This is a genomic window from Bacillus sp. B4EP4a, from assembly GCF_006680105.1.
GTDB classification, from domain to species: Bacteria; Bacillota; Bacilli; order Bacillales; family DSM-1321; genus Peribacillus; species Peribacillus simplex_E.
Map to the genome: position 1 here is coordinate 1 of NZ_VHIK01000028.1, position 19,637 is coordinate 19,637.

Annotated in this window: 19 protein-coding genes; 16 read left to right on the plus strand and 3 right to left on the minus strand. The window is 40.4% G+C overall.

Annotated features, from left to right (window positions below; genetic code table 11):
- Positions 1 to 659: 659 nt before the first annotated feature.
- The 7 genes from FNK51_RS14565 (at position 660) to phoU (ending at position 8,967) form a co-directional block, all read left to right on the plus strand.
- The gene (locus FNK51_RS14565; protein WP_141993819.1) at positions 660 to 1,880 is read left to right on the plus strand and encodes an MFS transporter; all 1,221 of its coding nucleotides are present in this window, start codon (positions 660 to 662) and stop codon (positions 1,878 to 1,880) included.
- Positions 1,881 to 2,074: 194 nt separating this feature from the next.
- Positions 2,075 to 4,243, plus strand: a complete 2,169-nt coding sequence (locus FNK51_RS14570; protein ID WP_141993820.1) for a peptidoglycan D,D-transpeptidase FtsI family protein — start codon at positions 2,075 to 2,077, stop codon at positions 4,241 to 4,243.
- Between the two features lie 334 nt (positions 4,244 to 4,577).
- On the plus strand, positions 4,578 to 5,543 hold the full coding sequence (locus FNK51_RS14575) for a PstS family phosphate ABC transporter substrate-binding protein (protein WP_098369797.1): 966 nt from the start codon (positions 4,578 to 4,580) through the stop codon (positions 5,541 to 5,543).
- A gap of 87 nt (positions 5,544 to 5,630) precedes the next feature.
- Positions 5,631 to 6,569, plus strand: coding sequence for a phosphate ABC transporter permease subunit PstC (gene pstC, locus FNK51_RS14580; RefSeq protein ID WP_377408237.1), 939 nt, complete (start codon positions 5,631 to 5,633; stop codon positions 6,567 to 6,569).
- 3 nt (positions 6,570 to 6,572) lie between these two features.
- On the plus strand, positions 6,573 to 7,451 hold the full coding sequence (pstA, locus tag FNK51_RS14585) for a phosphate ABC transporter permease PstA (protein WP_141993821.1): 879 nt from the start codon (positions 6,573 to 6,575) through the stop codon (positions 7,449 to 7,451).
- A gap of 22 nt (positions 7,452 to 7,473) precedes the next feature.
- Entirely contained in the window at positions 7,474 to 8,295 is an 822-nt protein-coding gene (gene pstB, locus FNK51_RS14590) for a phosphate ABC transporter ATP-binding protein PstB (RefSeq protein ID WP_141993875.1), read from the plus strand.
- Between the two features lie 18 nt (positions 8,296 to 8,313).
- Entirely contained in the window at positions 8,314 to 8,967 is a 654-nt protein-coding gene (gene phoU, locus FNK51_RS14595) for a phosphate signaling complex protein PhoU (protein ID WP_098369801.1), read from the plus strand.
- A gap of 68 nt (positions 8,968 to 9,035) precedes the next feature.
- On the opposite strand, the gene FNK51_RS14600 is transcribed toward phoU, so the two are convergent.
- Entirely contained in the window at positions 9,036 to 9,488 is a 453-nt protein-coding gene (locus FNK51_RS14600; protein ID WP_181762268.1) for an endolytic transglycosylase MltG, read from the minus strand.
- Positions 9,489 to 9,490: 2 nt separating this feature from the next.
- Positions 9,491 to 9,871, minus strand: a complete 381-nt coding sequence (locus FNK51_RS14605; protein WP_141993823.1) for a hypothetical protein — start codon at positions 9,869 to 9,871, stop codon at positions 9,491 to 9,493.
- A 417-nt stretch (positions 9,872 to 10,288) separates the two neighbouring features.
- On the opposite strand from FNK51_RS14605, the gene FNK51_RS14610 reads away from it, so the two are divergent.
- The 5 genes from FNK51_RS14610 (at position 10,289) to FNK51_RS14630 (ending at position 13,895) form a co-directional block, all read left to right on the plus strand.
- Complete coding sequence (locus FNK51_RS14610; RefSeq protein WP_141993824.1) at positions 10,289 to 10,897, plus strand: hypothetical protein; 609 nt, start codon at positions 10,289 to 10,291, stop codon at positions 10,895 to 10,897.
- 117 nt (positions 10,898 to 11,014) lie between these two features.
- Positions 11,015 to 11,164, plus strand: a complete 150-nt coding sequence (rpmG, locus tag FNK51_RS14615) for a 50S ribosomal protein L33 (RefSeq protein WP_028391797.1) — start codon at positions 11,015 to 11,017, stop codon at positions 11,162 to 11,164.
- Positions 11,165 to 11,341: 177 nt separating this feature from the next.
- Complete coding sequence (locus tag FNK51_RS14620) at positions 11,342 to 11,914, plus strand: 5-formyltetrahydrofolate cyclo-ligase (protein ID WP_141993825.1); 573 nt, start codon at positions 11,342 to 11,344, stop codon at positions 11,912 to 11,914.
- Between the two features lie 76 nt (positions 11,915 to 11,990).
- On the plus strand, positions 11,991 to 12,179 hold the full coding sequence (locus FNK51_RS14625) for a hypothetical protein (RefSeq protein WP_098369806.1): 189 nt from the start codon (positions 11,991 to 11,993) through the stop codon (positions 12,177 to 12,179).
- Positions 12,180 to 12,356: 177 nt separating this feature from the next.
- Complete coding sequence (locus FNK51_RS14630) at positions 12,357 to 13,895, plus strand: rhomboid family intramembrane serine protease (protein ID WP_141993826.1); 1,539 nt, start codon at positions 12,357 to 12,359, stop codon at positions 13,893 to 13,895.
- On the opposite strand, the gene FNK51_RS14635 is transcribed toward FNK51_RS14630, so the two are convergent.
- Positions 13,890 to 14,747: a hypothetical protein gene (locus tag FNK51_RS14635; RefSeq protein WP_141993827.1), complete on the minus strand. Its 858-nt coding sequence runs from the start codon at positions 14,745 to 14,747 to the stop codon at positions 13,890 to 13,892. The two genes, FNK51_RS14630 and FNK51_RS14635, sit on opposite strands and share 6 nt — an antisense overlap.
- A 191-nt stretch (positions 14,748 to 14,938) precedes the next feature.
- On the opposite strand from FNK51_RS14635, the gene FNK51_RS14640 reads away from it, so the two are divergent.
- The 4 genes from FNK51_RS14640 to FNK51_RS14655 all read left to right on the plus strand — a co-directional run bounded on the left by FNK51_RS14640 (position 14,939) and on the right by FNK51_RS14655 (position 19,478).
- On the plus strand, positions 14,939 to 15,148 hold the full coding sequence (locus tag FNK51_RS14640; RefSeq protein WP_141993828.1) for a YqgQ family protein: 210 nt from the start codon (positions 14,939 to 14,941) through the stop codon (positions 15,146 to 15,148).
- A 14-nt stretch (positions 15,149 to 15,162) separates the two neighbouring features.
- On the plus strand, positions 15,163 to 16,134 hold the full coding sequence (locus tag FNK51_RS14645; protein WP_141993829.1) for an ROK family glucokinase: 972 nt from the start codon (positions 15,163 to 15,165) through the stop codon (positions 16,132 to 16,134).
- Between the two features lie 181 nt (positions 16,135 to 16,315).
- Positions 16,316 to 18,169 carry an LTA synthase family protein gene (locus FNK51_RS14650; RefSeq protein WP_141993830.1) on the plus strand — a complete coding sequence of 618 codons (1,854 nt, stop codon included), beginning with the start codon at positions 16,316 to 16,318 and terminating at the stop codon, positions 18,167 to 18,169.
- Positions 18,170 to 18,311: 142 nt separating this feature from the next.
- Positions 18,312 to 19,478 (plus strand): M14 family metallopeptidase, encoded by a 1,167-nt coding sequence (locus tag FNK51_RS14655; RefSeq protein WP_141993831.1) that lies wholly within the window; start codon positions 18,312 to 18,314, stop codon positions 19,476 to 19,478.
- Positions 19,479 to 19,637 lie beyond the last annotated feature (159 nt).

Genomic DNA, 19,637 nt, shown 5'->3' on the forward strand with positions numbered 1-19,637 from the left:
ACTCCAATTCCTGAGTGAAATCTCGAAACTCACGAGTAAAACCCTAAAACTTACGAGTAAAAGCATCGAATTCACGAGTAACGCACAACTTTACGAGTAAACACTCCAATTCCTGAGTAAAAGCTCAAAACTCACGAGTAAAAGGCCGAAATTCACGAGTAAACACTCCAAATTCATTAACATCCCCTTCGTCTCGCCAGTCGAAGAGTTTCCTTTACACTGTTTCTGTAATGGGAAAGTCTATTAAGGAAACCAGTGTAAGTGCAACTACTTCTCTGTCTTCGCCATCCTGGCTCGCCAATCGAAGAGTTTTCTTTACACTGTTTTTATTGTTCAAGTTCAAAAGGAAAACAGTATAAGTGCAACTACTTCTCTGTCTCCGCCATCCTGGCTCGCCAATCGAAGAGTTTTCTTTACACTGTTTTTATTGTCCAAGTTCAAAAGGAAAACAGTATAAGTGCAACTACTTCTCTGTCTTCGCCAATCGAAGAGTTTTCTTTACACTGTTCTTGATTTAAAAGGAAAGGCTTTTAAAGAAAACAGTGTAAGTGCAACTACTTCTCTGTCTTCGCCAATCGAAGAGTTTTCTTTACCTTTTTTTACATAAATTCTTTTGTTTTTTCAAACACTAGAGTGGAATTTAAAGGAGAGTTAAAACAATGAGTATTTTAGAGAGATGGTTGGGTGAAGCGGGAGGGAAGAAGGATCTGCACCTCCTTTTGTTTATTGGCGGGCTGTACAGCCTAAGTATTGCTTTATCCAATACATTCGTTAATGTGTACTTGTGGAAACAATCCGGTCAAATTGTTGATATTGCCGTATATAATCTAACCGTGGTGCTTTTTCAACCGCTTACTTTTGTCTTTGCTGGCAGGCTGGCGAAAAAGGTTGATCGAATCATTGTTTTGCGTCTGGGTGTTATCTTTTTGGCCCTATTTTATTTATCAGTCCTATTGGTCGGCACACGGGCTACGGATTTCCTTTGGTTGCTTGGAGGACTGTTAGGAATCGGTTATGGGTTTTATTGGCTTGCCTATAATGTATTGACTTTTGAGATTACTGAACCGGAAACAAGGGATTTCTTCAATGGTTTTTTAGGGATTTTATCATCACTTGGGGGAATGGTCGGTCCGATTCTTTCAGGGTTCATCATTTCGAGGCTAGAAAAATTCACGGGTTATTCCATTGTATTCGGATTGTCTTTGCTTTTGTTTTCCGTTGCGGTGTTTCTTAGCTTTTCGTTAAAAAGACGTCCAGCGCATGGCAGGTACTGTTTCCTTCGGATATTGCAGGAGCGGAAAAATAATCGGAATTGGCTCTTGATCACTCGTGCTCACTTTTTTCAAGGAATACGAGAGGGCACATTCATGTTCATCATTTCGATTACCGTTTTCATTCAGACGGATAGTGAACTTGCCTTAGGGAGCTATGGTCTGTTAAATTCGGCCATATCATTCGTTGCGTATTTTTTTGCTTCACGGTATATAAAACAGCCGATGCGAAAAAAAGCAATTCTTATTGGAGGAATCCTGTTGTATGCAGGGGTCTTATTGATCGCATTTGATATCACATTCGGGAAGCTTCTCGTTTATGGGGCAATTGTCGCTACCGCTTATCCTATTCTTTTGGTCCCTTATATATCATTGACTTATGACATTATAGGCCGCGCTTGGAAAGCAGCGGAAATGAGGATTGAATATATCGTTGTCAGGGAACTGTTCGTTCATATTGGAAGGATTGTATCCATATCAGGATTCATACTTTCCGTCATGTTATTCGACCTAAAGCAATTACTGCCGATTTATCTGTTAATCGTAGGTGCAGGGCATACCGTGATATATTGGTTTGTACGGAAAATCGATATCATTGACCAAGATTGAATAGAGGCCATTAGAGGCCTCTTTTCAATATACATGACTTACGGTTTTAGGATTTATGAGCCGTAAGTCACTTTTTATGTAAAGTTCGTTAGATGTTTAATATTTCTAGAACACTAAGGTAGAAAAAAATATAAATGTTCTATAGAATAGTATAGGACCTATTATGACTATGTAAAAAGGATGTGTGGCTTAGTGTGAATAAAAAGAAAAAGAAAAAGACGCATGTGCCTTTCAGATTGAATATTCTTTTCTTTTTAGTGTTTGTTTTGTTTTCCGCTTTAATTTTACGCTTGGGTGTTGTACAGATTGTTTATGGTGATGATTACCGGCGTGAGATTGAAAGAACAGAGGAAGTGACCGTGAATAATTCGGTGCCCCGTGGGAAAATGTATGACCGGAATTTAAAATTGATGGTCGATAACCAACCACTGGATGCAATTACATATACACGAAAGCAAGGTACGAAACAAACAGAAATGGTGGAAACGGCTGAGAAACTCGCGAAGTTGATCGAAAAGGAAACAAACAAAGTGACTGAGCGCGATAAAAAGGATTTTTGGATTTTGAAAAATCCAGAGCTGGCCGAGAAAAAGATTACGGATAAAGAACGGAAAAAAGTGGAAGAGGGCGAGATGAAAGAAAGTGATTTGTATAAGCTTCAGCTTGATCGGATAACTTTAGATGAAATGAAGCTTTCGGAAAAAGATCTGGAAGTCCTTGCCATCTATAGGGAATTTGCAAGCGGATATGCCCTTACCCCGCAAATTGTGAAAAACAAGAAAGTAACAAAAGAAGAATTCGCCAAGGTGAGTGAAAACCTTGATTCGCTCCCAGGGGTCGATATATCAACAGATTGGGATCGTTTTTATACATATAATAAAACACTCAAATCTGTATTAGGTAAAGTTTCCTCATCTGAAGAAGGATTGCCTAGTGAAAGCCTGGACTACTACCTTGCACGTGATTACAGCCGGAATGACCGAGTAGGAAAGAGTTATATTGAGGCGCAATATGAAGATATCCTCCAAGGGCAGAAAGCGAAAGTAAGGAATGTGACCGATAAATCAGGAAATGTTGTCGATTCCGAAGTGATTACTGAAGGTTCGCGAGGAAAAGATCTTATATTGACAGTTGATATGGATTTGCAGCTTGCAACAGAGGAAATCATTGAAAAGCAATTGATTGCCAAGAAAAAAATGGGTAACACCAAATTCTTGGACAGGGCCTTTGTCGTCATGATGGATCCCGATACAGGGGAAGTATTAACGATGGCTGGGAAGAAATATGAGAAGGACCCAAAAACGGGGAAATCCTCGATTGAGGACTTCGCATTAGGAAATATCACGACTTCCTATACAATGGGATCTGCAGTCAAAGGGGCTACCGTTTTAACCGGTTATCAGCAAGGTGCGATCCAGCCGGGTACGTACTTTTATGATACGAAGCTGAAAATCAAAGGTACACCAGCAAAAGGTTCATATAGTGACTTCGGGAACATTAATGATTTGACCGCATTGAAAGTATCTTCGAACGTTTATATGTTCAGAACGGCAATAAATATTGCAGGTGCGCATTATGTGCCGAACGAACCGTTGAATATTAGTTCAAGCGCCTTTTCGACCATGCGAAATTCATTCGCCCAGTTTGGCTTGGGAGTCCGTACAGGGATTGATCTTCCGAATGAAATGAGCGGGTTCAAAGGTTCCGACGTATCTCCTGGTAAACTGCTTGACCTTGCTATCGGACAGTATGATACGTACACACCAATGCAGCTCGCGCAATATGTTTCATCCATCGCAAATGGCGGTAACCGCATGAAGCCGCATATGGTTAAGGAAATCCGCGATCCTGTTGATAATAATGAGGAATTGGGACCTGTTGCCGAAGACGTTTCACCGACTGTCCTTAATCGTCTTGATATGAAGGAAGAGTGGATTGAGCGTGTTCAGAGCGGTTTCGATAAAGTTGCGATGGAACAAGGCGGAACGGCTTATAAGTATTTTGGGAATAAACCGTATACAGTGGCAGCTAAAACCGGGACGGCGGAAGCATTCTATGACGGCCCGAACCGGTTGGATTATAGCGAGCCCCAAGAAACGATGAACATCACGCTTGTTGGCTATGCCCCAGCCAAAAATCCGGAGGTCGCTTTTGCGGTCGTTGTACCGTGGGCATACCAAGGACATACAGGGCACAGCATGAGTAAAGAGATAGGTGAAGAAATTATGGATACTTATTTCGAACTGAAAAAAGAACGGGCTAAGAAGGAAAATACCGAAACCTCGACTGATTTGAAAGTGGAGAATGGTAAAGACGTTCAAAAAGAGCAGGCTGAAATAAGAAATAGTCAGGAAAATGAATAAAAAGTTATAAAACACGCTTCTGGGTTAAACCCGAAAGCGTGTTTTTTTGTCATAAAATAAAATTGCTCAGTGATGCTATCAGTATGCCTCGAGCTTTGCACTTTCCCCTTATGAAAGAGATTTATAATCACTTCAGTTGGAGTAATTTCCCGCACATGTAAACACCCCTTGGGCACAAAATAAGAGAGCGATTAAAAGACTTTGACTACCTTTACAATATAAACACAATTATTTACTGAACATTTACAATTGCTTTAAACGGAATTTACAGTCTAAACGTATGATGTGAGAGTAGGACAAAATATTCATATAAAATTCTTAGGGGGATATACAAATGAGACGTTTCAAATTTATGGCAATGACTGCAGTAATGGGTGGAGTAATCGCAGTGGCAGCTGGATGTGGATCTAATGATACTACAAACAGCGGTAAAGGAAATGAAACGGCTTCAGATCAACTCAAGGGCGAAGTGATTATGGATGGTTCATCGACTGTATTTCCAATCATGGAGGCAGTTGCTGAAGAATATATGGCGGAACAACCTGATGTTAAAGTATCTGTAGGATCATCGGGAACAGGTGGCGGATTTAAAAAATTCATCGCTGGTGAAACGGATCTAAGTAATGCGTCCCGACCTGTCAAAGACGAAGAAAGTGCGTTACTTGATGAAAAGGGAGTTAAGTATACAGAAATGAAGCTTGCGTTTGATGGTATTTCTATCGTTGTCAATAAAGATAATGAATTCATCGATAAAATGACAGTTGACGAACTAAAAAAGCTTTGGGTTGACAATGGATCAGTGAAGAAATGGTCTGATATACGTCCGGAATGGCCGAAGGAAGAAATTAAATTTTACTCTCCGGGAACTGATTCTGGCACATACGATTATTTCAACGAAGTTATTTTAGAGGAAAAACCAATGGTTGAAAATGCGACTCTTTCTGAAGATGATAACGTTCTTGTACAAGGGGTCGAAGGTGACAAAAATGCGATTGGTTTCTTCGGATTTGCTTACTATGCAGAAAATAAGGATAAATTAAAAGTTGTATCAATCGATAATGGTAAGGGTGCTGTTGAGCCTACCCATGAAACGATTAAAAGCGGAGAGTATGCACCACTGTCTCGTCCTCTGTACACATATGTATCCAATAAAAGTGTAGCTGAAAAGGAACAAGTGGCTGATTATACTCAATTCGTCATTGAAAATGCTGGAGAGCTTTCTGAAGAAGTAGGCTACGTTAGCTTACCGGAAGAAGAGTACAAGAAGGATCTTGAAAAATTGAACGAACTAAAAAAATAATCTGTTTAACAGGCTGCCCAATCTCTTCGTATAAATAGAGGGATTGGGTAGCCCCTTAATATGCTTGTCTGAAATGGAGGATACATGTTGGAACCGAAACAAACAGACACCTATTCCGTACAGCGATTGATTTTAGAAAAGAAAAGCAAAAAAAGATGGAATATAGAGAAAATCATTCCTAAGCTGTTGTTCCTTACAGCTGTGATTTCTGTATTTATAACCATTGGGATAATCCTTACGTTGATTTTTGAAACTTTTATATTTTTTGATAAAGTGTCCATCGTGGAGTTTTTAACAGGACAGAAATGGTTACCTTTTGCATCCACGCCTTCCTATGGGGTTATGCCACTTGTTGTTGGAACGTTGAAGGTAACGGTAATAGCGGCGTTAGTTGCAGTTCCGGTAGGTCTCGCAACAGCCATTTTCTTGAGTGAATATGCATCAGAGAAAACACGGAGAATCATTAAGCCGATTTTAGAAGTTTTAGCTGGAATCCCTACTATCGTTTACGGCTTCTTTGCCTTAACCTTTGTAACGCCAGTATTGCGGGATATTTTTCCTTCCCTTGACATGTTCAATGCCTTAAGTCCTGGGATTGTGGTAGGAATCATGATCATGCCAATGATTGCCTCTTTATCGGAAGATGCACTTGTCTCAGTACCGAAATCGATTCGTGAAGGTGCGTATGCTCTAGGTGCTACGAAGCTGGAAACGACGATTAAAGTGGTATTGCCAGCGGCCATGTCCGGAATCGTTGCTTCAATTGTCCTGGCTTTATCCAGAGCGATTGGAGAGACCATGATCGTAAGTGTCGCAGGTGGATCGACTCCAAGTATGAGTATGGACGTCACAAGTTCTATTCAAACGATGACTGCCTATATCGTACAGGTGAGTACTGGAGACGCAGGGTATGGGACAACGATTTACTACAGCATATATGCGGTTGGAATGACACTGTTCGTCTTTACGCTTATTATGAATTTATTGGCGCAGTTCATCTCCCGCAAGTTCAGGGAGGAATATTAAGACATGAAACTGATAAACAAAAATCATGTTGTAAAGAAAATGCCCACTCGGCTGGCGGTTAACTCGATATGTAAAGGCTTATTCTTCTTAGCAACCTTATTTGGCCTTCTGGTATTGGCCATCTTATTTTATCGGATATTGACTCAAGGAATTGGTCATTTGAATTTGGATTTCTTCCAGAATTTCGCTTCAAGAAGACCGGAAGAGGCTGGTGTAAAGGCAGCTCTTATCGGTTCTATATGGTTAATGGCCGTCGTTACCCCTATTTCCCTTTTTCTCGGTGTGGGAACGGCGATCTATTTAGAGGAATATGCACGAAAGAATTGGATCACTACTTTTATAAAGTTGAATATATCCAATCTGGCAGGTGTTCCGTCAATTGTATTTGGATTACTCGGTTTGACGGTTTTCGTTAGGGCTCTAGCCTTGGATCGCTCCGTGTTGGCAGCAGGTTTGACGATGAGTCTACTCGTCTTGCCAGTCATCATTGTTGCAGCTCAGGAAGCCATACGTTCTGTACCGCGTGATATAAGAGAAGCTTCTTATGGAATGGGTGCAACAAAATGGCAGACGATTTTGAAAGTGGTTCTTCCAGCTGCGATACCTGGTATTTTGACAGGTGGAATACTCGCTTTATCCCGGGCGATTGGGGAAACGGCACCATTAGTGGTAGTTGGTATCCCGCTGTTCATCGCATTTTTACCGCAATCGGTCATGGATACATTTACGGTACTACCGATGCAAATCTATAACTGGACATCACGGCCACAGGAGGAATTCCAGCAGGTTGCGGCTGCAGGTATCATCGTTTTACTTGCTCTGTTAATTTTAATGAATTCGATAGCTGTCATAATCCGTAACAAATTCCAGAAAAGATACTGATTGGAGGAAGGAAAGAATGAATATGACATTAACGGGACCCGAAAAGGCTCCAACAGTTGGAATAGAAAATGCAGATTCTGTTTCCTTAAAGGAAACGGTGTATGAAACGTCAGATCTCAATTTATGGTACGGTGAAAACCATGCTTTAAAAAATATTAACCTAGATATGTATCAAAATGAAGTGACTGCCATTATCGGGCCATCTGGATGTGGGAAATCTACCTACATCAAAACGTTAAACCGGATGATTGAGCTTGTGCCAGATGTTAAAACGACTGGGCAGATTAAATATAGGAACCGTAATATTCTAGATCAGTCTTACAAAGTAGAAGATTTAAGGACACAGGTTGGTATGGTTTTCCAAAAGCCTAATCCCTTCCCTAAATCAATTTATGAAAATGTTATATACGGACCAAAAATTCACGGTATCAAAAATAAAAAGATTCTGGACCAAATCGTGGAAAAGAGTTTAAAAGGGGCAGCCATTTGGGATGAAGTGAAAGACCGTCTGCATGAAAATGCGTATGGCCTTTCTGGTGGACAACAACAGCGCCTTTGTATCGCTCGCTGTCTGGCGATTGAACCAGATGTCATTTTAATGGATGAACCGACTTCTGCCCTTGATCCGATATCCACTTTGAAAATAGAAGAATTAGTCCAGGAGCTAAAAAAAGATTTCAGTATAATCATCGTTACCCACAATATGCAGCAGGCAGCTCGTATCTCTGATAAAACGGCCTTCTTCTTAAATGGGGAAGTCATCGAGTATTCCGACACTAACACCATCTTTTCGAACCCGAATGATAAGAGAACAGAAGATTATATTACCGGACGTTTTGGCTAATGAAAAGGAGATGCGATAATGGTTGTTCGTGAAAATTTTGAGCTTCAATTAAAAGAATTGCAAGAGAAAATAGTGAAGTTGGCTAATTTAGCTTCAGGTGCGATATCAAAATCATTTACCGCACTGGAAAACAAGAATGTTGAAGAGGCTCTTGAAGTTATTGATGATGATACAATAGCTGATTTACTGGAAGAGGAAATTAATGACTTTGCGATTTTACTGATTGCTAAGCAGCAGCCGGTTGCGATTGATTTAAGGCGTATCATTGCTGCAATAAAAATTGCTTCGGATATTGAAAGGATGGCGGACTTTGGTGTGAATATCGCTAAATCAGCCATCCGAATCGGTGACCAGCCATTTATTCTGCCTTTAACACCATTAAAGCAGATGCATGATATTACATTAAAGATGATTCAACTTTCAATAGAAGCATTTGAGAAGGAAGATGTTGTTCTTTCAAGAGAAATCATTGAAATGGATGATGAGGTTGATCGCTTTTATGGAGATATGATTCGAAGTCTCCTTCGCCTTTCAGAAGAAAAAAACCTTCAGCAGGTTACACAGCTTTCCTTAATTGCTCGATATTTGGAAAGGACAGCGGACCATACAACGAATATCGCAGAGAATATTTACTTCCTGGTAAGAGGGAGATATATCAGCAGGAATGAATGAACCCATCCTAATTGAAAAAAGAGAGGCTTTTTCTCGGACATGGTCCATTTAAAAGTCTCTCTTATTCATTAATGGGTCAAAGTATTGGCCAATTGTCTATATGTCATATTATTCGTAACAACAAACTCGCCGATTTGTATTTTTTTTGAGAAATCATGGTCCTTCATGTAAGCTTCAAATTCAGCAGCATCAACGATGATTTTTTCCTTTGAAAGGCTATCGGCAATTTCGGTTGCGGTCATATTCGTTTTCACTTTAATTGTATAGGTGAAGATGGAGGGATTTTTTTTTGAAGCCTCTTTCTCCATTGAATCCTTATCCGGATCCTTTGGTTGGACGGTCTTTTTAGCTTCCTCCTTAGGAAGTGTAACGACGAATCCCTTCTTCACGAGCAATTCCTTAGCTTCCTCCGCAGTAGGGGTGGTGCCTACGAATAATCCGGTGCCATAATAATAGCCAGCGAAGATTGTTGTGGTAAAAATGATACCGGCGGAAAGACCTTGCAGTCTTGCTTTGTTCATTTTCATTCACCCCGCACTCTTTGCTGCTCGATCACTGAAATGGTTTGCTCCTTCGTTAACGAGGATTGTCTAGCGATCTGGTCCAAAGAAAGACCTTGACTATGTAAAGATAGAACCTGGCTTTTTAGAATTTCATGAATGGGTTCGATATCATTGGGATTGACAGTTGATTTATCCTTTACAGGGGGAACAATGTCGTCCTGGATAACGAATTCCTCTTCAAGAATCTTCACCTTCATCTTTAATTGGTAGATATCCTGCATATACGTTAGTGTCATCTGTTCTAAATCTTCTTCTAATTTGGTAACTTTATCTTTACCGAAAAAGGAAATGATGAGAAGGACGATCGCTAATGAAAAAAGGAGGATGATAAGTGTTTCCATGTTTTCACCTCAAAAGATAAATTTCGACAATATACTTATATTTTACATATATTTTTAAAAAATTGGAGATTTTCATATTCAAAGTGGGCCGTATATTTCATTTATTGTCTATTTTTTTAAAAATATTGTCGAAAAGCCTTATGACCGTCGTTGAAGAAAAAAAATTAGGTATTAAAATGGGAAAAAAAACCTTTGGGAGATAACATACATAAAATTCGACAAAAAGTGTTTATTGTCCATCAGCCAATTCAGTGCTAACATAAAGATAGAATAAATCGAAAAAACAAAATATTTTGAATAGTTAAAAATTGGTGGACCTATAAGAAAATGGTGTGCAGATTCTAAAGTGGATTGTTTCACTGTCAGCGCCTAACGATAAGTTATATAAGGATAAATAAAGGGGAAGGGATGATTATTATGAATTCGCTATTCGCGTATATGCCGCAGGATAACCTCGATATATTTCGTAAGGGACTAAAGGCTGGGCTATGGATGGATGAGAGTTTTGATTGGTATCCTGAGGAAGATATGATGAGTCATCCTAATGGAGAAATCCGGACACTTTCACAAACATATACCCAAGGGAAGGTGACCTTTTCGAAGTTCACGATTAGGAATACCTCATTCGAGACTAAGCGCCCTAAAGTGTTTTTTCACTATGAAAACGCTTTCGAAAGGCAGGCAGTAGCCTTTTACAGCCCGAATGAACGGGCGATCTTACATGTAGCCCCTCAATCGATTGCCTTATTGGGTGGATTGGTGAAAGGAAAAAGCATCTCTCAATATTGCATCCAAGGTAAGGGAAGCCTTTATCAAGAGGGATGCTTCAAATCATTGAAAGAAGGACTCCTGGCTTATTCACCGCTCGCCAAAGGGGAAGTTACCAGCGTGTTTACGTTAGAGACGGAAATCTTACCGAAAGAATGTGTGGAAGCTGTGGCTTGGGTCATTCATGCTGAAACGAAAGAAGAAGCGAAAGTTATAAATAATCAGCTCCTCCTGACGATGCAAAACGTAAACAATTAAGAATTCAAAAAAGTTAATGTTGGATTTCCAAAAAACATACTAGCAATTCGCATTGAATAATGATATTATAGAAAAGTCCTATGTGAAAATGTCAATATGTTTGGAGGGAAATACACAATGCGCGTGAATATTACATTAGCTTGCACTGAATGTGGAGACCGTAACTATATTTCTAAAAAAAATAAACGTAACAATCCAGACCGTCTTGAGCTTAAAAAATACTGCTCAAGAGAAAAACGCAGCACGACTCACCGTGAAACAAAGTAAGCAACAGGATTTTTCCTGTTGTTTTTTTTATTCATTTTTTTAATTCCTTCTTTCTCACTTTCCTTTAGTGAATATTTTCAGAAAGACTAATGATTCGGCGATTTCCGACACGGTATTTTCGGAAATGAACAAATATTATGAGATAATGATAGAAGTAGACTAAAGGAGTCGGAAGAGATGAGAGAAAACAAGAATAAGCTCCGTCAAGAAGTTAGGTCCCGTTTAATGGAGCTGACTAAAGAAGAACATGAAGAACTATCGAACAGAATCGCTGAAAACTTATTTTCGCTGGAGGAATGGAAAAAAGCTGAAACAATTGGCATCACCATCTCCATCCCGCCTGAAGTTCCAACGGTACGGATCATCGAACAAGCATGGAGTGAAGGAAAAGAAGTGGCTGTTCCAAAATGTGATCCTGAAAAAAAGACAATGGAATTCAAAAAAATTTCGTCCTTCAATCAGCTGGAGTCTGTTTATTACGGATTGCTAGAACCAGTGGCTGATACAGCCAAGGCTCGCAAAGAGGAATTGGATGCATTGATCGTACCCGGTCTTGCTTTTACCAAGGAAGGGTATCGCCTAGGCTTTGGAGGGGGCTATTATGACCGTTTCCTATCCTATTACCGGGGAGATACATTGGCCCTTACATACGAGCTTCAATTAATGGATGAACTCCCGATAGAGGTACATGATATAGCGGTCGGCAAACTAATTACCCCATCCAGGGTTATACGCACGTACGCCCATTAAGAAGAAGTTTATTAATTATCACTTTTAGCTCATAAAAATCCTGTCCTGTATCAAACTATTGATAGGAGGGATTGTTATGCTTCGATTAATTGTTCAAATCTTCTTGGTTGGTTTAGTTGTTTATGCAGGTTACCAAAACAGGTACCGCCTGATAAATGTTGCGCTGTCCAACGGCATACTGAGAAGATTTCTAGTGACTAAATCCTTGGATATGCCAATGTTCAGGGATAAAATGATGCAAAGCATGTTCACTCAGACCAAATGAGGATGCCGGCATCTTAAAAAGGAACCTGATCAGGGGTTCCTTTTTAATTTATAAGGATAGGGGAGAGTGGATTTTAAACAGTCTCCTTTTTTACTTTTTACATGATTTCGTCTATAGTTTTAATTAAAGAAACAGGAATTTTAGAAGCTTAAGTTTCATTGGAAAGTGGGGAAGGCATTGGGATTTAAAGAGGATTATTTGTTTTGGGAAACCATAAGGGAGTTGTCTGCCCATTATGATTATCGAATGATCACTGTCACGGAAAACCATCAGGAGATTTGGCTTGAGAGCGATAAGAATAAGGAGTTTCCAGTCATAAGACTCATTCGACATGATTTGGATTGGGCTAATTGGCTGAAACGCGATATCGACCGAACATTGCAGAATGGGGAAAGGATCAGAAGGAAATTATACAAGAAGCCCATAAACATATTAAGTATCTATGTTAGTAAATTCGCCCCGGTGGATGATCATGACTTTAGTTCACGGGTGGCTTCCTTTAAAAAAACGAATGTTAACACGTTTCTTCTAACGTGTGAAAACTTTCATGATTCGTTGCAAAACCTTGAACTTGTTTTGAAAAAGCCACTCTCAATTCAAATTCTTGAAGAAAATGAAATAGATGAGGAAAAGGTCCTCGCAGTAAAGAAGGCCGCCATCTCGGAGTCAGTCAAAAAGGCTAAGGCAGAGCAGAAGGTTTTTCAAAATGCCAATAAGCCGTTCTTTACATATATATTAATGGCGATACAAATAGCTGTGTTCATCTTGATGGAGTTTAATGGGGGCAGCACCAATTCCAAAACTTTGATCGAGTTTGGAGCTAAATTTTCCCCTTATATCATACAAGGGGAATGGTGGCGGTTCTTTACACCGATGATCGTCCATATCGGGTTCATTCATTTACTGATGAATACATTTTCGTTGTATTTAATCGGTGCTGAAGTTGAAAGGATTTACGGTAATGCCAGGTTCCTTATCATCTATATATTCGCTGGTTTCGCTGGAACTCTAGGCAGCTTCATCATGACCCCGAATCTTTCCGCAGGAGCGAGTGGAGCCATTTTTGGCTGTTTTGGGGCACTTTTGTACTTTGGCATCGTCTATCCGAAATTATTCATGCGCTCGATGGGCTCATCGGTAATCGTATTGATCATCATTAACTTAATATATGGTTTCACTGTTTCGGGAATTGATAATGCAGGGCATATCGGAGGTTTGATCGGAGGGTTCTTGGCTGCTGGAGTGGTCCATCTGCCAAAATCCAAGAATATCTTTCGGCAGCTGGCTTTTCTGATAGGGACGGTAATACTGACCTATGCCCTGCTGCAATTTGGTTTCAATCATCAGGAAAGTGCAGCTATCGATGATAATACCATGGCCATGATGGCCCAAAAGTATATAGATGATGATGAAGAGGACAAAGCGGAAGAGATGCTATTCAATTATGTGGATGCAAACCCTGAAGCACCGCTATCGCTTTTTATGCTGGGAAATTTATCTTTTGATAAAAAGGACATATACAAAGCTAGGGATTATTATGAAAAAGCGATTGAAAGTAATCCGGATTTGCATGAAGCCCATTACAATCTTGCCTTAGTCTACATGAATCTCGAATCATTCAATCAAGCTAAGGAGCAAGCTGATAAGGCTATTGAGCTTGCCCCGGATAATAAGTCATACACTAAATTGCTGGCGGAAATTGAAAAGCAACTATAACTTTTGACGCAACATGATTGGGGTACCGTCTTTCAGGGTAAACAAGACAAGTATTTCACTTTGATTCTTTGCCATAAGCAATAGGGGGGTGGTGCTACCTTGTGGACTCACAGTGGTTCCATCCTCCTTTTTTATTCCCAACACATAATTTTTGTAAAGTCCTTCCCATAGTTTCCCCACAATTTCCTCCCGTTTGAATTGGGGGAAGGCAGCAAGCCATTGATTTTTCTTTGAGGGCAGATCTGTTAAAGAGATGATATTGTATTGTTCCAGATTAACCTGAAAAGCTTGACCAGCTTTCTCCAAACCATTTCGAACCGTTTGATCTGTCAAGCCGTCCAGCGTTTTTTTCCACTGAACCTGTTCTTCTGAAAGGGGACGGTGGAAAAATTGAAAAGCCGGTGTCGTTACTGTATAGAGTTTATCTTTACTGAGCTGCTGGGCACTGGTGAAAATTGTGTCACTCGGATGAACCTCGGCATAATGAAACGTTACCGCTTCATAACGTCCGCTCTCAGATTCTTTAGATTTCGCTTTTTGAGAGAGTTCTTGTTTATTTTGGCGCCAATTTTTTAAAGCTCCTGCCAATTTTCCATTTTTGTATAAAAGCGATACGTCCTGACGTAAGTAAGCAGGCTGGTCCAAAGAAGACTCCACCCTCCAAGTGATGGTATAGGTGGAATCCCCGGTACCCTTCGGTGTCAGATGGGTGGAGGCATGTTCAAAATGGAGCGAGGAATCGATGGGAAAAAAAATGATGGTTTCCTCTGTCTGTTTATGATTTGATAAATAAAGGATGACAAAAATGGTGGTTAAAACCAAAAAGACGGTATACTTCAATTGTACTTTCATTTTTCCCCTCCGTTTTCACGCGTGATGAATGCATTAAAAACATTAAGCTGTTAAATCAAATCGAAAGAGTCCACATTCTTGATATTTCATCATATGAATATAATTGGACATGTATGAGGGGAAATGGGCGCTTGTTACAAAGAGGCTGATTCGATATACTTTTCCTATAGAAAAGAGTAAAGAGGTTTACAATGAAAACATATTATGATCTTCAACAATACTTGAAAAGATTTGGTACATTTATCTATATTGGTGATCGCTTAGCCGAGCTTGAACTGATGGAAGCCGAAATAAGGGAAATCCACCGTATGCAGATGATGGATACGAAAGATTATCAAATGGCGATTCTTTTAATTAGGCAGCAATTGTCTCTTGAAAGGGAAAAACCGAAAAAAAATTGATAAAAAAGGTGAGAATGATGGAAAAGTGGCTGATGGGTGTGGATTTAGGCGGTACAACTACCAAACTGGCTCTGATCAATTTATACGGAGAGATTATTCAAAAATGGGAAATCAGCACAGACATCTCCGAAAAGGGAAAATTCATTACGATTAACATAGCCAAAGCAATTGATGCGAAGCTCGTGGAACTTAATGAACCGAAGAGTAAGATAGTAGGGATAGGGATGGGTGCTCCCGGGCCTGTGAAATTTGTTAACGGTTCCATATATGAAGCCGTCAATCTAGGCTGGAAGGACTATCCTTTAAAAGATTTATTGGAGGTGGAGACATCTCTTCCGGCTGTGATCGATAATGATGCCAATATGGCAGCTTTGGGAGAAATGTGGAAAGGTGCCGGTAATGGCGCTAAAGACCTCGTTTGTGTAACTCTAGGAACGGGTGTAGGCGGCGGGATCATCCATAATGGGCAAATTGTCCATGGTACCAGTGGGGCTGCTGGTGAAATAGGGCATATAACGGTCGTAACGGACGGAGGCGCACCATGCAATTGCGGTAAGACTGGTTGTTTGGAAACGGTTGCTTCGGCAACGGGAATTGTCCGTATGGCTTTAGAGGCCTTGAATACCGCCGATGAACAGTCAATGCTTCAGCAGAAAGTCGAAGAGGGAAATGCGGTTACTTCCAAACTGTTATTCCAATGCGCTGCAGAAGGTGATCCTTTGTCCAAAGCTGTCGTAAATAAGGTAGGCAATTATTTGGGGCTGGCACTATCACATGTTGGGAATGTCATGAATCCAGATAAAATCGTCATTGGTGGGGGCGTTTCGCAAGCGGGAGACATTTTGCTTGATCCTGTCCGTTCTGCCTTCGGAAAGTATGCATTCAAACGGGTTAGTAAATCAACGAAAATCAGCCTGGCCACACTGGGCAATGATGCAGGGGTAATAGGTGCAGCCTGGCTCATTAAAAGCCAACTGAATACGTGATCCCTTGCTGCCCTGTGGCAAACAGGGTTATAAGAAAAAAAGATGGAATCTTCAAAAAATACCCCCCTTTTGAGGGGCGGGGGCAATCGTTCCTGCTTTTGCATAGGGGGAGAACCATGACCCATGATTGAGGCGCTCTGCATCATCGCTCCAGCGCTTTTTCGATGAGGAGGGACCAGGATTGAAAAGGGTCTTCAAAAAACAGGGATATTCATTGTTTTGGGTCGTATTGATTTCACTTTGGCTTAAAACATATATTGCTTATAAAACAAGTTTTGAGATAGATATTGATAATTGGATCCAGGAGTTCATACTATTCATCAATCCTGTCAGTTTCCTCTTGCTTACTCTTGGCGTGAATATATTTTTAAAAGAAAATAAAAGGACAGCATACTTATTGATCATGAGTTTTTTCATCACCTTCGTCCTTTTTGCCAACCTTGTTTTTTTTCGCTTTTTCAATGACTTTTTAACCATTCCCGTTCTTTTTCAAACGAGCAATATGAACGACCTTGGAAGCAGTGTACATGAATTGATCAATCCGAGTGACCTTTTGTATTTTGCCGATATTCTGGTCTTGATGCTTCTGCTGAAATACAAACCAAAAACATTCCATGAATGTCGATACAATCCCCAGGACCGTAAATTCTTTTTGTTAATGGCTTTGGGAGTGACATTTTTTAACTTAGCTTTAGCGGAAGCGGCGCGTCCTGAACTCCTGACAAGAACGTTTGACCGTGAAATCCTCGTTAAGAATATCGGTACGTACCATTATCACCTTTATGATGTAATATTACAGACGAAATCATCAGCTCAACGTGCCCTTGCGGATGGCAGTGAATTGTCGGAAATTGAAAATTACGTCCGTGCGAATCAAAAAAAGGTTAATGATGACCTTTATGGTCTGGCAAAAGGCAAAAATGTGATCCTAGTATCATTGGAATCCACTCAAAGCTTTGTCATCAATAAAACTGTCAACGGTGAAGAAATCACTCCTTTTCTGAACCAATTCATTAAAGAGAGCTATTATTTCAATAACCTTTATCACCAAACTGGCCAGGGGAAAACATCCGATTCAGAATTCATTATTGAGAATTCCCTCTATCCTTTAGGTAGGGGTGCAGTATTTTTCACTCATGCCCAAAATGAATACAAAGCCACCCCCGAAATCTTAACGGAAAAAGGTTACAATACGGCTTCCTTCCATGCCAATAATAAAAGCTTTTGGAATCGTGACATAATGTACGGTTCTCTTGGGTACCAACGGTTTTATGATAGTGATGAATACAAAGTCTCTGAAGGGAATTCCATCAATTGGGGTTTGAATGATAAATCGTTCTTCAAGCAATCAATCTCTCACTTGAAGCAGTTGCCTGAGCCTTTTTATGCCAAGTTCATAACGTTAACCAATCATTTTCCATTCACTTTGAATGAAGAAGACCGGACATTGGAACCATACGATTCGAATTCCAAAACATTGAATCAGTATTTTCCGACCGTACGTTATACAGACGAAGCCTTGGAACAATTTATCGGTGATTTGAAACGTGATGGATTATATGAGGATTCCATTATTGTGCTATATGGTGACCATTATGGAATTTCGGAAAATCACAACTCTGCCATGGGCCAGTTCCTTGGGAAGGAAATCACGCCTTTCGAATCCATCCAACTTCAGCGTGTCCCGCTCATCATACATGTCCCTGGGCAGGAGGGGAAAACGATTTCCACCGTTTCCGGCCAAATTGATGTAAGGCCGACTCTCCTTCATTTATTGGGGATTGAAAATGATGATTATATCGAATTCGGCAAAGATCTTTTTTCTGAAGAGAAATTAGAATTCACCGTTCTTCGCGATAGCAGTTTCATCACAAAGGATTATCTCTATACGATGGATACCTGTTATGATAAAAAAACCGGAGCAGCGACTGCAAAGGATTCATGTGAAAAGTATTTGGATAAGGCTAAGCAGGAGCTTGAGTACTCCGACAAAATCATTTATGGGGATTTGCTCCGATTTTATGAGCAACGTTGAAAAAGGAAACCTGGCGCAATCCAGGTTTTTTGTTTTTTCAGGAGAATCAGTAGCATTACAATTATGAAACACGTGAGACTTCCTGAACATCTTTCTGTTTTTCGCTTCATAAAGATAAAACAATGAAAGGGGCGGAGGCTGAATGAAAGTTGTGAGCAGAGGCGGGGATGATTTGGCATATTACAGTCAATTGTTTCAAATTCCTCGGGTTTTGATTGAGGATGCCAATCCTGCCATTACTGGCGGGGTTTTGCCAAATGGCATGGAAGTACAGATACCTGGGTACATTGTTCAGGAAGAGTCCCGGTTAGATATCGATTTTGCCGAAATCGCTTTACAATATCACCTGCCCATCGATGGGATAATATTATTGAATCAAGATGGACAAAAACCTTTTTCCGTACCCGTCCGGGTGATGAATCCCATGATTGTCACCGACAAGCCCTATGAATATCAATCACTTCTTGACGATCTTGATATTCTATCTTTTCATTACCCCTTTATTAAGGTTGAATCGATCGGGAGGAGTGTATTGGGAAAAGAACTACTTGAGGTAAGAATCGGTCAAGGTGAAAAGATCATACATTATAACGGTTCATTCCATGCTAATGAATGGATCACTACGGCTGTTTTGATGAAATGGCTGAACGATTTTCTGCTGGCGGTAACGAATGATCGTACACTATGTGGAATGGATTGTATGCCCTTCTATCGGGATATGACCATTTCGATGGTTCCAATGGTGAATCCGGATGGAGTCGATCTTGTCCTAAAGGGGGAGGAGGCGGCTGAGGGGAAGGTTGATGTTTTAAAAATAAATAATGGTAATCCTGCTTTTTATGCTTGGAAAGCCAATATCCGCGGTGTAGACCTGAATAATCAATATCCTGCCAATTGGGAGATTGAAAAGCGCAGAAAGATTCCAAAAGCCCCTGCTCCGAGGGATTTTCCAGGAGAGACCGCGCTATCAGAACCAGAAGCATTGGCCATGAAGGAGCTGGCAATAAGACGGAATTTTGAAAGAGTGCTTGCACTTCACACCCAGGGAAAAGAATTCTATTGGGGATATGAGGGCCATGAACCTGAACAGGCAGCGAATGTTGCGAAGGAGTTCGAGGAGCGCAGCGGATATCGGGCCGTACAATATGTTGACAGCCATGCCGGGTATAAAGATTGGTTCATTCAGGAATTTAAACGCGGCGGATTCACAATCGAACTGGGAAAGGGCATCAATCCGCTTCCGCTATCCCATTTGCCTGGTATATATGAAGATTCTGTCAAGATTTTGATGGCAGGCCTATATATGTGATGCATCCCCCTAAGGAATATACTTCCAAAAAAATATAAGATCATTATCCGCCACATTTTCTCTTTTTTACTTTATAATGAAAGAGAGTAAGGATTCGATTGGTCTGTCCTTACTCTCTTTCTAATGTCTCGCTCACATATGCCAGGCGTTTTAGTTTTG